This window comes from Burkholderia sp. BCC0506, assembly GCF_902833145.1.
Lineage (GTDB): Bacteria > Pseudomonadota > Gammaproteobacteria > Burkholderiales > Burkholderiaceae > Burkholderia.
On sequence record NZ_CADFEN010000001.1, the window covers coordinates 613162 to 627651 of the forward strand.

The window sequence follows — 14490 nt, forward strand, 5'->3', positions numbered from 1 at the left end:
AGTTGACGCGACGGCAGCGTAGCATCGCCTCCGTCACATGTAAACCGTCTATCCGGTTTGTTTTATAGAAGAGGATCGGGAAGGTACAATGTCACGCTTGGCAGCGGGAGAGCTCCCTCGAGCTCATCTCGCGCTACCGCCCCTCACTGCGCATCAGCGCGACGCCATCGTGACAACTCAATGGACAACCAGACCCGCTCGGAAATTTCCCGCAAGAAGGCAATCGATGCAGCACTCAGCATCCTCACCCGCGATGGCGTCGGCGGCTTGACGTTCGACGCGCTCGCGCGTGAAAGCGGCATCAGCAAGGGCGGGTTGCTGCACCAGTTCCGTACCAAGCAGGGTGTACTCTCGGCGTTGCTCGAATTCCAGCAGCAGCAATTCGAACAGTTTGGGCGCGATTACCTGGTGAACGAGGGTGCATCGAAGGCCGAGCCGACCCTCGCTGCCCAGATCGCGATATTCCGGGAAGCCATCAATCAACCGAACTCGGTCGCGCGCGCCGTGCTGGCGGCAATCATCGAAAGCCCGGAACTGCTCGAGGGCCGGGAGAGCGGTGATGCCGACAAGTTGAAAACCATGGACAAGGAGTCGGGCGATTTCGAACTCTCGCTGCTGCGTTACTTCGCGGCGAGCGGCATCGCATTCAACGTGCTGCTTGGCCTGACGCCCCTGACCGGCGCCATGCGAAACCGGCTTTTCGCCCGCCTGCTGGATGAGGAAAGCTGGCAAGCCAAGGCGGTCAAGCCGAAACGGAAGTGATCGGTCGATCTCTCGACTTTGCGGTCTGAGTCAGTATGTGAAGCTCGAAGTCGCATGCGACCCGTCGGTGTACCGGCCGACGGCGCATTGAGCAGGATGCCCCTGCTCGAGCCGATGCCGCCCGCGATTCGCCGGCTGCAGAACCCGATGTGGGCGCACTCTACCTTATGAGCGACATCCGGACGCCGCCGGATGCGCGCGCAATCAGGCTCGGGTCAGAACCGATGAATGATCCCCGCACCGAACGCGAACTGGGTCCCGGTCGACGACGGCGCGGAGTTGAACCCGTCACCCAGCGTTGCGGTCGCGTCGACGATGCTGCCCGCGCCGCTCGTGCCGAGCGTCTTGCCCTTCGCGTGCTGATACGCTTCGAGCAGGTACAGCCCCGTGCGCTTCGACAGTGAGTAATACTGCGACAGGTTGAACTGATGATACTGCGCGCTGTCGGTGATGCCGTTCGCCTCGGTCGCGCGCGTGTACGCATAGCCTGCACCGAAATCCCACACCGCCGACGGCTTCCAGTGCAGCACCGCGCCGGCCGTGTTGAAGATCGCGGTGTTGACGAACTTCGACGCCGCGCCCGGGATGTATTCGGTGTTGGTGTACGTGGCCGTCGCATCCCACGCGTCGCTGAACCGGTAGCTCAGGCCCACCGCGAACCGCTGCTGCGCCTTCGCGGTCTGGTAGCCGTTCGTGAGCGCCGACACGCCCACTTGCGCGCCCCCGTTCGACGTCGTCGAATTCGCACCCCACATGCCGCCGGCCGTATTCGAATTGTTCACGCGCTCGAACGCGAGGCCGACGCCGAGCGGGCCGGCCGCGTACTGGATGCCGGTTGCCCATGTCGAGCCGGCATCGGTGCTGCCGGCCACGCCGCCGAACGAATACGAGCCGCTCAGCGTCAGGCCATACCATTTCGGCGACGTGTATTCGAGCGTGTTGTTCGCGCGATAGATCGTGTCGAGCCCGTCGACGTCGCCCGGGTGCGCGCCGTAGTAGCCGGTGACCCACGTCGTCGGGCTGAATGCCGACATCGTCTGGTAGTACGACGCGTACTGCCGCCCCGCGCTCAGCGTGCCGTAGGTCGCATTGGTCAGGCCGACCCAAGCCTGCCGCCCGAACATCGCATCGGTGTACTGCGTGGCGCCCGTGCCCGAGTTGAAGCCCGATTCGAGCGTGAAGATCGCCTTCGTGCCGCCGCCGAGATCCTCGGCACCCTTCAAGCCGAAGCGGCTGCCGGCCCACACGCCCTGGTTCATCCTGATCACCGACTTGCCGCCGCTCGTCGAGCCGAGCGTCGTCGCGTTGCTCTGGTAGCCGATCCCGTTGTCGACGATCCCGTACAGCGTGACGCTGCTCTGCGCGAACGCCGGTGCGGCCGCCGCCATCGCGATGGCGGTCAGCGCGACCCGTGATGCCTGCTTCTTCATCGATCCGTCTCCTTCCTTGCCTTGTTGAATGCGTGAGTTGTTGTGATCAGTGCGTGCCGCCGTGGGGTCATGGACGATACGCATGCCAGCCGTTGCCGTCCTTGCAGACGAGTTGAGAACCCTGGACTTGGCATTGCGCTTCGTAACCCGGCGAGTACAGCCATTCGCCGGCCCAGTGAAGGTCGACCACCGGGTCGCCCTTCGGCGTATCGGCGGCGAAGTTCGCCGCGTCGTCGGTGCTGCCGGTGCCTGTGTAGCGCGCGGTGGCCGGATACGGGAACACCGGGCGCGTGCGCGTCGTGTTGCCGTTCGCGTCGACGATCGACGCGACGATCCGGCCCGGCGTCGCGCCCGTTTCGGTCCACGCCATCAGGGGCGACAGGATGTCGAATACGTCCGGCCCCTGCCCGCCGCCGCAGTGCGCGACGCCCGGGAACAGGTAGAAGCGCGCGAAGCGGTCGACTCTTGCGTCGCCCATGTAGTGCCTCATCGCTTCGTAGTACGTGATGCTCGAACGCGGCGAGATGTGCTGGTCTTCCAGGCCGTGCCACAGCAGCAGCTTGCCGCCGCGCCCGGCGAACCGGGTCAGGTCAGGATCGGTCGCGGCCAGGTAGTTCGACACCGGCACCGTCTTCGCGAACCCGTCGAGCGTGAATTTCAGGTCGCCGATCGCCGCGGACGGATACGACGCGTTGTAGTAGTCGAGATAGCGCAGGAACGGCAGCACGAAGCCGATCGTGCCGCTCTGTGCGGTCGCGGTCGCCGGGACGAACAGCGTCCAGTTCAGCTCGGAGCCCCATTCGCGCGAGACGAGCGGCTCGAGACGCGTGCCGTCCGCGGTCGTCGCGCCGTCGTGGATCCGACGGACGACGTCGGCTTCCTGCGGCGTCAGGCAGGTCGCGGTGGACTGGCCTTGCGCGCAGACGATCGTCGCGGGATCGAAGCGACACGCGCGCGGGTTGTCGATCACGCCGTCGACCACGCCGTCCAGCCCGTCGCACGCCTTGAGCACGGCCGCGTGCAGCATCGGCAGCTTGCCGGCGAGCAGAATCGCGTTGCCCGTCTTCGGGTCGGTGTTCACCGCGTTCGGCCATGCATGGTGGAACGTGTTCTGCACGATCAGGTCGTTCGCCGGCGCACCGGCGGCGATGCCGTCGAAGTCGTCGGGAAAGCGCTGCGCCTCCATCAGCGCTTCGCGGCCGCCGTCCGAGCAGCCGTCGAAGTACGCGTAGCGCGCGGGCCGTGCATAGAACTTGCCGATGATCGCCTTCGCGACCTGAGCCGTTGCGTGTTCGGCGCGGTATGCGAAGTCGAGCTTCGCCTTCGGATCGAGCGCCCACGAACCGTCGTTGCCGCCTTCGTGGCCCATGTCGGTCGCAGCCATCGCGATCGTGCCGTTCGTCACCGGCACGCACGTCGATGCCATCGGCGCGTTGACGGACAGGTTGCCGCACAGGCCGCCGCAGCCCGTCTGCAGATAACGCTGCGTCCAGCCCTGCGTCGGCAGCTGCAGTTCGAACAGCGACGCGCCCGGGCCGATCGTCCCCTTCACGTCACACACCGGCGCCGGCAACGTGTTGTTACCGACGACCGTGCCGGCCGGCAGCAGCACCGCCGACGTGATCGTGACGGCGCCATCGGTCACGCCGCTCAGGTCGAGCGCCGCGACCGACGGGCACGACATCGCGGGCATCACCGCGGGAAGATTCGCGAGTCCGGCGGTGCTCGCCGCATTCGCGGCATTCGGCCAGCCCGTCAGCGCCGCACTCAGCCACACGACGCCGATCGCCAGCGCCCTGGTCAGTGCATCGCACCTTACGCGTGTCGCGCGATGCCAAGCGCACATCATCCACCCTGCCCTGCAGTTCGTCTGCATGCCTGTCTCCTGTCTTTCTGCTGGATATGCCGCTCGTCCGGGCCGGACGACGCGGCGACGTTGTATTGATTCTTCGATAGATCGTATGAGCTGGATCACCACTCACTGCTTCATCAGCATAACTAATATCGATGCGCGAGCCCGTTGCGAAGAAAGGCGAATCCCATCCGATTCGTTTATCGACCGGCCGCGTCAGCCTTATGCAGGCTCCATCCCGTGTTCGCGCTTGATGTGTGCGACTTGCGGCGACGCCAGGTACACGAGGAACCGCGCCGCGGCCACGCGATCGTGCGCGACGGCGCAGACCGCGGCGGCGAACACCGTCACCGCCTGCACGGCGTCAGGCAGCGCACCGACGATTGCGACGCCCGGCACGTGCATCAGCTCGCTCGTCTGCTGAAAGCCGAGCTCGACGTCGCCGGCTGCGATCAGCGCGCCGACCGGCACGCCCGGTGGGGCCTGCACGATGCGCGGTGCGATCGCGTCGGCGATGCCCCAGCGGGCGAACAGACGCGTCAGGTGCGTGCCGCTCGGCCCGGTCGAATAGCCGATCCGGCCTGCGCCCAGGATCGCATCGCGCAACGCGGCTTCCGTACCGATGTCCGGCCGCCGCGCACCGCTCGCGACCGCGACCGCGATACCCGAGCGCGCAACGTGCACGCGACTGCCCGGCTCGACATGACCGTCCGCCGCAAGCCGCTCGATCGCATCGGACGCGAGCACGACGACATCGAACGGCTCGCCGTCACGCACGCGCCGCGCAGCGTCGACGCCGCCTACCGACGTGATCGCGACGCGCGCGCCGGTGTCGCGCTCGTAATCGGCGGCAAGCCGCGCGAGCACCGGCCGCGTCGCCATCGACGAGATGCCCGTGACGGCCAGCGCCGCTTCCGATGTCTGCATCATCGCGTCCCCCTGAATCAGTCGATGTAGCGCAAGCCGGCCTGACGCAGCGGCTCGCGCATGTCGTACATGTCGAGGCCGAGCACGCCGGACGCGAGTTTCGCGCGCTTCGCCGCTTCGTTCGCTTCGCGGGCCGCCGCCTTCTCGAGCACCTGAGCCGCGCGCGCGGCCGGCACCACGGCCACGCCGTCGTCGTCCGCGACGATCACGTCGCCGGGGTGGACGAGCGTGCCCGCACATACGACGGGCACGTTCACCGAACCGAGCGTCGCCTTGATCGTACCTTTCGCCGAAATCGCCTTGCTCCAGACCGGGAACTGCATCGCCTCGAGCACCGCGACGTCGCGCACGCCGGCATCGATGATCAGCGCGTGCGCGCCGCGTGCCTTGAAGCTCGTCGCGAGCAGGTCGCCGAAATAGCCGTCCGTGCAATCTGCGGTGATTGCCGCGACGACCACGTCGCCCGGCCGGATCTGTTCGGCTGCGACGTGCATCATCCAGTTGTCGCCCGGGTGCAGCAGCACCGTGACAGCCGTGCCGGACGCCTGCGCACGCGGATAGATCGGCCGCATGTAGGGCTTCAGCAGCCCCGTGCGGCCCATCGCCTCGTGCACCGTCGCCGAGCCGAGCGCGCCGAGCCGCGCCGCCACATCCTGGTCCGCACGCTGGATCGTGCGGTACACCACACCGAGTTCAGTCATGATCAAAGCCCCTTCGCCTTCAGTTGCGCATCGAGGCGCGGATACACGCGCCGCGCATTGCCTTCGTAGATCTTGTGACGCGCTTGCTCATCGAGCGACGATGCGTCGATGTAGCGCTTCGTGTCGTCGTAGTAGTGACCGGTCTCCGGATCGATGCCGCGCACCGCGCCGATCATCTCGCTCGCGAACAGGAGGTTGTCGACCGGAATCACGCCGGTCAGCAGGTCGATGCCGGGCTGGTGATACACGCACGTATCGAAGAACACGTTGTTCAGCAGATGGTCCTTCAGCAGCGGCTTCTTCAGCTCCTGCGCGAGCCCGCGGAACCGTCCCCAGTGATACGGCACCGCACCGCCGCCGTGCGGGATCACGAAGCGCAGCGTCGGGAAATCGCGGAACAGGTCGGAGGTCAGGCACTGCATGAACGCCGTGGTGTCGGCGTTCAGGTAGTGCGCGCCCGTCGTATGGAAGCATGCGTTGCAGCTCGTGCTCACGTGGATCATCGCGGGAATGTCGTACTCGACCATCTTCTCGTAGATCCGGTACCAGTAGCGGTCCGACAGCGGCGGGCTCGTCCAGTGGCCGCCAGACGGATCCGGATTCAGGTTGATCGCGACGTTGCCGTATTCCTCGACGCAGCGCACGAGCTCCGGAATGCAGGTCGCGACATCGACGCCCGGGCTTTGCGGCAGCATCGCGGCCGGGACGAAGTGATCGGGAAACAGTCGATGGACGCGATGGCACAGCTCGTTGCACACGGCCGCCCACGTGCTCGACACCGCGAAGTCGCCGATGTGATGCGCCATGAAGCTCGCGCGCGGGCTGAAGATCGTCAGGTCGAGGCCGCGCTCGCGCATCAGCCGCAACTGGTTGTGTTCGATCGATTCGCGAAGTTCGTCGTCGCTGATGTTCAGCTCGGCCACCTTCGGTTGCTCCGACGGACTGCCAAGCGCCGCGATCTGGCGATTGCGCCACGCTTCCAGCGCCTTCGGCGCGGTGGTGTAGTGACCGTGGATATCGATGATCATTGATGCTCCTGCATTGGATAAAGTGTCCGGCACCCTGCCGACCGCCGCGCCGGATGGCGGTGTGCGACGTGCGTCAGTGCGCCGGGTTTTCGAGTTCCTGCGGTTCGGGCACGGCTGCATGCTGCGTCGTCATGATCGCGATGGCCGCCAGCGTGGCCGGCACCGCGAGCATCGACAGGATCGCGTCGAACTTCCAGCCGAAGCCGAGCAGCGCACCACCGATGGCCGAGCCGAAGATGCTGCCGAAGCGGCCCATCCCGAGCATCCAGCTCACGCCTGTTGCGCGTGCCACGGTCGGATAGCGGCCCGGCGCATACGCATTCAGCCCGGTCTGCGCGCCGCTCATGCAGAAGCCGGCCGCGAACACCAGCAGCGCGAGCGACGACGACAACGCACCGGCCCAGGCGAGCACGGCAACGCACAGCCCGCCGCCGAGATACGCGGCGCCGATCACCGGCGCCGGCCGCACGCGATCCATCAACCAGCCCACGCCGATCGCACCGATCGTGCCGCCGATCTGGAACATCGCGGTCACGTTCGCGGCCGTGCTGACGGACAACCCGGCATCCTTGATTAGCGTTGGCAGCCAGCCGGTCAACAGGTAGATCACGAGCAGCCCCATGAAGTACGTAATCCACAGCGACAGCGTCACGCGGCCATAGCCTTGCGAGAACAGCACGCCGATCGGTTTGCGCGTCGGCAGCGCGGGCTCGCTCGACACGAACGTCTCGTCGCCGGTGAACCGGGCACCGCACACGCGGTTCAGCAGCGCACCGATGCGTTGCGGCGGCGCACCGCGCACGGCCAGGAGCCGCGCCGACTCGGGCAACAGCCACAGCTGCAGCGGAATCAGCAGCAGCGGCAGCGCGCCGCCGAACAGCAGCACCGCGCGCCAGCCGTGCAGCGGAACCAGCCAGCCGGCGACGAAGCCGATCAGCGCCGAGCCGAGGTTGAAGCCTGTAAACATCACGGTGATCATCAGCGCCCGCATCCGCTGCGGCGCGTATTCGGACAGCAGCGTCGTCGTGTTGGGCATCGCCGCGCCCAGCCCGATGCCCGTCAGCAGCCGCAGCACCGCCATCTCGAATGGCGAATGCGCGTGCGCGGTCACGATCGTGAACACGCCGAACAGGAACACCGACGCGATCAGCACGCGCTTGCGCCCGAACCGGTCGGCGCTCGGACCGGCCAGCAGCGCGCCGATCACGAGCCCGATCGGCGCCGCGCTCATCACCAGCCCGAACTCGGGACGCGAGATCGCCCAGTCGCGAATCACCGACGGTGCGACGAATCCCATGATCGCGACGTCCATTCCGTCGGCGATCACGACGAGGCAGCACAGCACGACCAGCAGCCACTGGTAGCGCGACACGGGCCGCTCGTCGATGAACGACTTGATGTCGATTGTCTTTCCACCTGCCATCATGACTCTCCTGTCTCCTTGGCGACGATCGATCAGTCGATTCGTCATCCTATTTATATGGCCCGTTGCGCTTCCGGCAGTCCGGTCGCGCAGGCGCGGCGATCTCGCGCGCGCCCTCGTCTTCGCTATGTGTTGACCGACTGGTCCGCGCCGTCCCAGCCGAGCGGCCCCGCGCTCTTGCCGGCCACCGAGTACAGCGCGCCTGGCGCGTTGCGGGTGCGCTGGAAGTCCTCCATCGATTCGCCTCGCATCGCCGCATAGATATGCAGATTCGATACGCCCGTCACCGCGCCGAGCTTCTCCAGCAGGAAGAAGATCACGCCGTAGCGCAGCAGGCCGAGCCAGTCGCGCCGGCGGATCAGGTCGCGCTCCTCCGTGCTGAGGTCCGCGGCCGCGAAGCTCGCTTCGGGGTCGCTCAGAAACTGCGCGCGATGCGCGGGCTCGATCATCCGGTGCAGATAGTCGTTGATCCGGTACGCGCGCACGGCCCGCTCGATCGTGAACGGATAGGTGCCCGGCAGTTGCTCGACGCCGGCGAGTTCGGCCGCGATCCGTTGCCGGTGGCGCTCTGCCGCCGCCTCGTCGACTTCCGTGTCCGCCAGCTCGTACACGGCCGTCGCGATCCCCGTCATCGACGGCAGGTAGTAGCTGCGGTGGCGGCACACGACGCCCGCCGGCAAAGCGCCGCGCATCGTGAGCCACATCACGATCTCGGCGCCTTCGAAGCCGCCGAGCGTCGCGTATTCGCCGAGCGGCATGCCGGCCAGGCGCTCGGGATCGCGCTCGAGCAGATCGAGAAAACGCGCATCCCATTCGGGATTGTTGAAGCCCGAGCGCTCGCCGTGCACCTGATGCGACAACCCGCCGGTCGCGACGATCGCGACGCGCAGGTCCTCCGGATAGCTTTCGATCGCGCGGCGCAGCGCCTGGCCGAGCCGGTAGAAGCGGCGCGCGGACGGCACCGGCAGTTGCAGCACGCCCATCTGCAGCGGCACCAGTTGCACCGGCCAGTCGGGCCGGTGCGGACACAGCACCGACAGCGGCGAGAAGCAGCCATGGTCGAGCGGCTTGCTCTGGAAGAACGACATGTCGAACTCGTCGGCCATCAGCGACCGGCCGATATGCGCGGCCAGCGCCGGGTGGCCGGCGATCGGCGGCAGGTCGCGCGCGCCGCCGCCTTCGTCCGCCGGATGCCACTGCGGTCCGACGCCGAGCGAGAACGCCGAATAGTGATCAAAGAAGAACGACGTCACGTGGTCGTTGTAGATGAACAGCAGCACGTCGGGACGCTTGTCGGCGAGCCACCCGGCCAACGGCGCGAAGTTTTCGAAGATCGGCGCCCAGACGGGATCGTCGCGCTTGTTCTTGTCGAACGCGAACCCGATCGTGGGCGTGTGGGAGGCCGCGATGCCTCCGATAATCCGTGCCATGCCAATGCTCCTTCGTGATGCTCTGATGCGGTCCGGCCACGCCGGCCATTGCGGATTGAATGCGTGCGCGTTCGCTACGCGCGCCCGTGCGGCTGCGGCGCAAGGCTGCGCTTGACGACCAGCGCGAGCGGAACGGCGAACACGAAATGCGACATGAACCCGCCGATGATCACGTTCGGGTCGAAATAGTTCGGATGATTGCTCGACGCGATCATGATCAGCGCGTGCATCACGATCCATGCGACGATCGCGAAGAACAGCGCGACGAACGTCGCCTCGAAGCCGCGCCGGCAGAACCACGGCCAGATCGCCGCGAACACGATGCCCCACGACAGCGCGAACGCGAAATGGATCGCGGTGCCGATGAAGTATGCGCCGATGCCGAGCGCGTCCTGTGCGGCCCTGCCGAACACGAGTCCCGTCGCGTTGCGCGGGATGCCGGCGAGCGGCATCAGATGCTGGGTGCCAACCCACACGAGCGCCTCGTAGACCCAGATCAGCACCGCGCCCGCGAACCCGCCGCGAATACCGGCGCGTACCGTGTAGGAAAGCGGCGTGCTGCCCGCCGATGCGTCCGCCAGTTCGCGTGCTCCGATGATGTGCTGCCGTCCCATTACGCTGCCTCGCTCGTAGTTGGAGGTGCCGCGCCACGCGCCAGCCCCTTTTCGTGATCGGACGAACAATGAATCAGATGGCGGCCCGATGCGCCGGCAACCGCGTGCTTGCGGCTCCCGGGATTGAAATTACTCAGTCGCGGCCGGGGCAATATATTTAGGGTAAACCCTTATAACCCGACGTAACCGCATATCCGGCAAGCGCTCAACCGGCACGCGCACCGCGTCGCCGATGGCCCGGAAGCCCGCCGGATATGGCGCTCGCGCGGCCGCGTCCGGCGGCGAGCGAGCCGCAGCCGGTCGCTCGGCGATTCACATCCGATAAATAAAACAGATGGGCCGATAAGCACGACGCAAGCTCCGCGACCGCCGTTCCGGTAAAGTCGTTCAACCCGCTGCGCCGCCGGCGCAGGCCGCACGGATGCACGTATGCCGTATGCTCGGCCGCCGCGACGCACACCGCCCGAACACCCATGGACAACACCGACCTTCCGAATCTCGCCTGCCTGTACGCGGTGCAGCGCGTTGCCGAAACGGGCAGCGTGAGCCGCGCCGCCGCGACGCTGTTTCGCGCGCAGTCGGCCGTCACGCGCGCGGTGCAGGAACTCGAAGCGGCCGTCGGCGAAGCGCTGTTCGACCGCAAGCCGACCGGCATGCTGGCGACGCCGGTCGGCCGTGCGGTGCTCAAGCGCGCAGAGCGTGTGATCGCCGAACTCGGCGCGCTCGCGAACTGGTGTGCGCTGCGCCAGTCGCGCCGCCGCGCATCGACCGACGGCGGCCTGCCGGCTTACCTGCTCAACACGCGGCGGCTCCTGCTGTTCTCGACGCTCGCGCGGCACCGTCACATGCCGAGCGCCGCGCGTGCGCTCGGCGTCACGCAGCCGGCCGTCAGCAGCGCGATCCGGATTCTCGAGAGCGGCGCGGGTTTCGCGCTGTTCCATCGGCATCCGCGCGGCCTGCTGCTGACGGCCGACGGCGAGACGTTCCTGCTGCACGTGCGGCGCGCGCTGAACGAACTGCGGCACGTCGCCGACGACGTCGCGGCGCTGCACGGCAGCATCCAGGGTGTCGTGACCGTCGGTGCGCTGCCGCTCGGCCGCACGCTGATGCTGCCCGAAGCGGTCGCGCGCGTCGTCACGCGGTTTCCGAAGGTGCACGTGATCACCGACGAAAGCGCGTACGAGGCGCTCGTCGCCGGCGTGCGCGCGGGTGACATCGACTTCATCCTCGGCGCGCTGCGCGCGAGCGATCCGGCGAACGACCTCGAGAACGAACGATTGATGTCCGAGAACCTCGTCGTGCTCGCGCGCCACAATCACCCGCTCGCCGGCGTGCGCAACCTCACGCTCGCGAGCCTCGCCGGTGCGCAATGGATCCTGCCGCGCAGCCACTCGCCTGCGCTCGGGCTGTTCGAGTCGCTGTTCCGGCGCATGAAACTCAAGCCGCCGATGCCGACGGTCGAGAGCGCCGACCTTGCGATAATACGCGGCCTGCTGCTGCACACAGACATGCTCGCGGTGCTGTCCGCGCAGCAGTTGCACTACGAATGCGAAGCGGGGCTGCTGGTCGTGCTCGATGTGCCGCTGCGCGAAACGACTCGGGACATCGGGCTGATGACGCGCGCCGGCAGCCCGCCGTCGCCGGCCGCGCGCGCGTTGATCGACGCGATTCGCGTGGTGGCGACCGAGGTCGCACGCACGCCGCACGCTAAACGTGGACGGTGAACGTGTCTCCGCGCTCGCCGTAAAGTACGCCGGCATCGCACATGAACGGTTTCAGGAACGGGAGATCGCAGGCAAATTGTTGGACGGGGGAGATATCTCTACTGCGGTGATTCGCTTCGCCGACGTAGGCCAAAATAAAGTTGTCACCGTTTGCGAAGTAAAGATGTCACTTCGCCATTTCGCAGTCACCCAAGAGCTGCGAACCCTTGTGAATTCAAGGATTTGCGCGCCGCGAATTAAAGTTGTCACCGAGCGCGGCGTTGCGAAGAGCGATGTCAACTCCCTCGCGACGTCGTTGCAGCGCCGTCGGTCGCGGTAACACGTTGTTCAAAACCTGAGTTTGAGCACGCTATCGTGCCGTCGTGATAAGTATTCTTATCACAATACTCCGATTTCCATTCAAAACTCGTTCGTGCATTACTGCGCCACGGGGGTATGCCGCAACGCCCTTACTTTAACGAACCTTGATCGCTCGGGACAGCCGCCTTTGAATACGTGTGCCTGCCCTTCCAGATTCGACGCTACGCGACGAACCGGATCGCGCTGTTCTCGATGGCAGCCTCGTTGCCGTATTGCCAGGTGATGTTGCGCTGTTCATGTCCGATCGGCAGACCCGAGTAGATCGGCAGGCCGAAGCCGCCCAGCACGTCGACAAGCATCTGCTCGAGCGTGAAATCCGCGCCGTCCGGGATCGGGCAGCGCGTGAATTGCCCGAGCACGAACGCGCGGGCCCCGTCGAACGCGCCGCTCAGACGCAGTTGCGTCAGGCTGCGGTCGAGCCGGTAACCGAATTCCGTCACGTCCTCCAGCAGTACGATCGCATCGCGTGAGCGAAGCGACCAGCGTGTACCCGCGACGCTCGCGAGCACCGTCACGTTGCCGCCGCACAAACGCCCCCGCACCGCACCAGGGGCGCCGGACAAATGCCGCAGGCTCAGCGGGGCGCGTTCGCCACCGGTCAGCACGGTGCGCATGTCGGCGCGCGTCGTGTCGTCGACCTTGGTCGCCAGGCTGTGGAATGTCGGACCATGCAACAAGCGCACGCCGGGCCGGTCTGCGAGCGCGCAGAATAGCGACGTCGCGTCGGAAAAACCGATGATCGTCTTCGGCGTCGCGATCTCGTCGGGCAGGTGCTCGAGCAGATGCGCGCAACCGAATCCCCCTCGCGCGAGCCAGACGATATCGATTGACGGATCCATCAAGGCGCGCCGCAGATCGTCCGCGCGCTCCTCGGCGGTACCGGCGAAATAGCGGTACCGGCTGCCGAGATGTGCGCTCGTCGTGACCTTGAAGCCCCAGCTTTCGACGAGCACGATGCCGCGCTCGATGCCTTGCGGATCGGGCACACCTGCGGGCGCGACGACGCCCACTGTCTTGCGTCTTGATTCCATCGAACGGATACCGTGAGGATAAGAACCCGCCGAATATACCTGATGCCACCCGCGAGCCGCTCACACATCAGTCGATCGCCGGAATCCACGCGGCCGTCGCCGCGTCGCTCGCGCGGAACGCCGGAAATTTCGCGCCGAGTTCGGCCACGGTATGGATGTCGTTCTTCACGAGATCGTCGCGCGTGATCAGCGTCGGCTTGACCGCGATGCGTGCGCCCGGGTTTTGCCCGGCGACCAGCAGCGCCGCGGCCCGCACCGACACGGCGCCGACGACCGCCGGATTGGTCGCGGCCGTCGCGACCCACGCACTGTTCGGTGCACGGATGGCCTCGATGTCGGCCGTCGACACGTCCGCGCTGTAGATGCGCAGCTTCGACGACAGCCGCGCCTCGTCGGCCGCGAGCTTCGCGCCGCGCGCGAATTCGTCGTACGGCGCGAATACGACACGAATGTCCGGATTCGCGCGATACGCGGCGGCCGCCTGGTTCGCGACCGACTGCGCGATCGGATTGTCGACGGTGCCCCAGCGCGCCTTTTCCTGCACCTTCGGATGCGCGCGCTTGAAATCGCGCCACGCGGCATCGCGCCGGTCGAGCGGCGCGAATCCGGCCACGTACACGTACCCTGCCGCGAACGCGTCGCCGTTGTCCTTCAGGGCCTGATCCAGCAGCAGGTTCGCCAGGTCGCGGTCGTTCTGCTCGATCTGCGGCACCTTCGGATTGGCGAGATCGACATCGAACGCGACGACCTTGATGCCTTTGTCCAGCGCACGCTGAACGACGTCCTTCAGCGATTCCGGCAGGCCGTGATTGACGATGATCGCGGACACGCCGATGCTGATCGCCTGCTGGATCTGCTCGCGCTGCTCGGCCGCGTCCTGCCGGCCTTCGTAGATGCGCAGATCGACGCCGAGCGCACGCGCCTGCTTCTGCGCGCCGGCTTCGTAGGCCTGGAAGAAATCGCCGGTCGACAGGTAGTTGACGAGCGCGATCTTCACGCCGCCCTTGTCGAACGGCGCCGGCGCGCCCTTGAGCGGGCCGGCCTGTGCCGCAGGCATACCGAGCACGAGCGCGGCGCCCAGCACGAGTGCACCGAGTTTCGGTTCGAGGCGCGATTTTCGGCGAAGCAACGAGCGCATGGCGTGTCTGTCTCCGTATAAGGACGATATCGGCTCAATCTATCAGCGCCCCGCGCGAATTCAAACCGAC

The 14490-nt window shown here is 66.5% G+C and carries 12 protein-coding genes; 2 read left to right on the plus strand and 10 right to left on the minus strand.

The annotated features are described in order from the left end of the window. Positions 1–180: 180 nt before the first annotated feature. Positions 181–762, plus strand: a complete 582-nt coding sequence (locus HWX62_RS02575; RefSeq protein WP_077190052.1) for a TetR/AcrR family transcriptional regulator — start codon at positions 181–183, stop codon at positions 760–762. 215 nt (positions 763–977) lie between these two features. On the opposite strand, the gene HWX62_RS02580 is transcribed toward HWX62_RS02575, so the two are convergent. From HWX62_RS02580 to HWX62_RS02615, 8 genes are all read right to left on the minus strand, one after another. Next, positions 978–2192 (minus strand): porin, encoded by a 1215-nt coding sequence (locus HWX62_RS02580; RefSeq protein WP_175929990.1) that lies wholly within the window; start codon positions 2190–2192, stop codon positions 978–980. 67 nt (positions 2193–2259) lie between these two features. Beyond that, positions 2260–4068: a tannase/feruloyl esterase family alpha/beta hydrolase gene (locus HWX62_RS02585; protein WP_175929989.1), complete on the minus strand. Its 1809-nt coding sequence runs from the start codon at positions 4066–4068 to the stop codon at positions 2260–2262. A 198-nt stretch (positions 4069–4266) separates the two neighbouring features. Then, a complete protein-coding gene (locus HWX62_RS02590) occupies positions 4267–4974 on the minus strand; it encodes a substrate-binding domain-containing protein (protein ID WP_175929988.1) in 708 nt (235 codons plus the stop codon). Between the two features lie 14 nt (positions 4975–4988). After that, on the minus strand, positions 4989–5672 hold the full coding sequence (gene ligK, locus HWX62_RS02595; RefSeq protein ID WP_043205974.1) for a 4-carboxy-4-hydroxy-2-oxoadipate aldolase/oxaloacetate decarboxylase: 684 nt from the start codon (positions 5670–5672) through the stop codon (positions 4989–4991). 2 nt (positions 5673–5674) lie between these two features. Continuing rightward, a complete protein-coding gene (locus HWX62_RS02600) occupies positions 5675–6700 on the minus strand; it encodes an amidohydrolase family protein (RefSeq protein WP_175929987.1) in 1026 nt (341 codons plus the stop codon). A 73-nt stretch (positions 6701–6773) separates the two neighbouring features. Continuing rightward, positions 6774–8123 carry an aromatic acid/H+ symport family MFS transporter gene (locus HWX62_RS02605; protein WP_175930167.1) on the minus strand — a complete coding sequence of 450 codons (1350 nt, stop codon included), beginning with the start codon at positions 8121–8123 and terminating at the stop codon, positions 6774–6776. Between the two features lie 125 nt (positions 8124–8248). Next, complete coding sequence (locus tag HWX62_RS02610; protein ID WP_175929986.1) at positions 8249–9553, minus strand: gallate dioxygenase; 1305 nt, start codon at positions 9551–9553, stop codon at positions 8249–8251. Between the two features lie 74 nt (positions 9554–9627). After that, entirely contained in the window at positions 9628–10167 is a 540-nt protein-coding gene (locus tag HWX62_RS02615; protein WP_175929985.1) for a hypothetical protein, read from the minus strand. Between the two features lie 473 nt (positions 10168–10640). On the opposite strand from HWX62_RS02615, the gene HWX62_RS02620 reads away from it, so the two are divergent. Next, entirely contained in the window at positions 10641–11891 is a 1251-nt protein-coding gene (locus tag HWX62_RS02620; protein ID WP_175929984.1) for a LysR family transcriptional regulator, read from the plus strand. A gap of 521 nt (positions 11892–12412) precedes the next feature. Here the strand turns inward: HWX62_RS02620 and HWX62_RS02625 are convergent. Together HWX62_RS02625 and HWX62_RS02630 are read right to left on the minus strand one after the other, a co-directional pair. Then, positions 12413–13282: an LD-carboxypeptidase gene (locus tag HWX62_RS02625; RefSeq protein ID WP_175929983.1), complete on the minus strand. Its 870-nt coding sequence runs from the start codon at positions 13280–13282 to the stop codon at positions 12413–12415. 67 nt (positions 13283–13349) lie between these two features. Beyond that, the gene (locus HWX62_RS02630) at positions 13350–14420 is read right to left on the minus strand and encodes a substrate-binding domain-containing protein (RefSeq protein ID WP_175929982.1); all 1071 of its coding nucleotides are present in this window, start codon (positions 14418–14420) and stop codon (positions 13350–13352) included. Between the last annotated feature and the right edge of the window lie 70 nt (positions 14421–14490).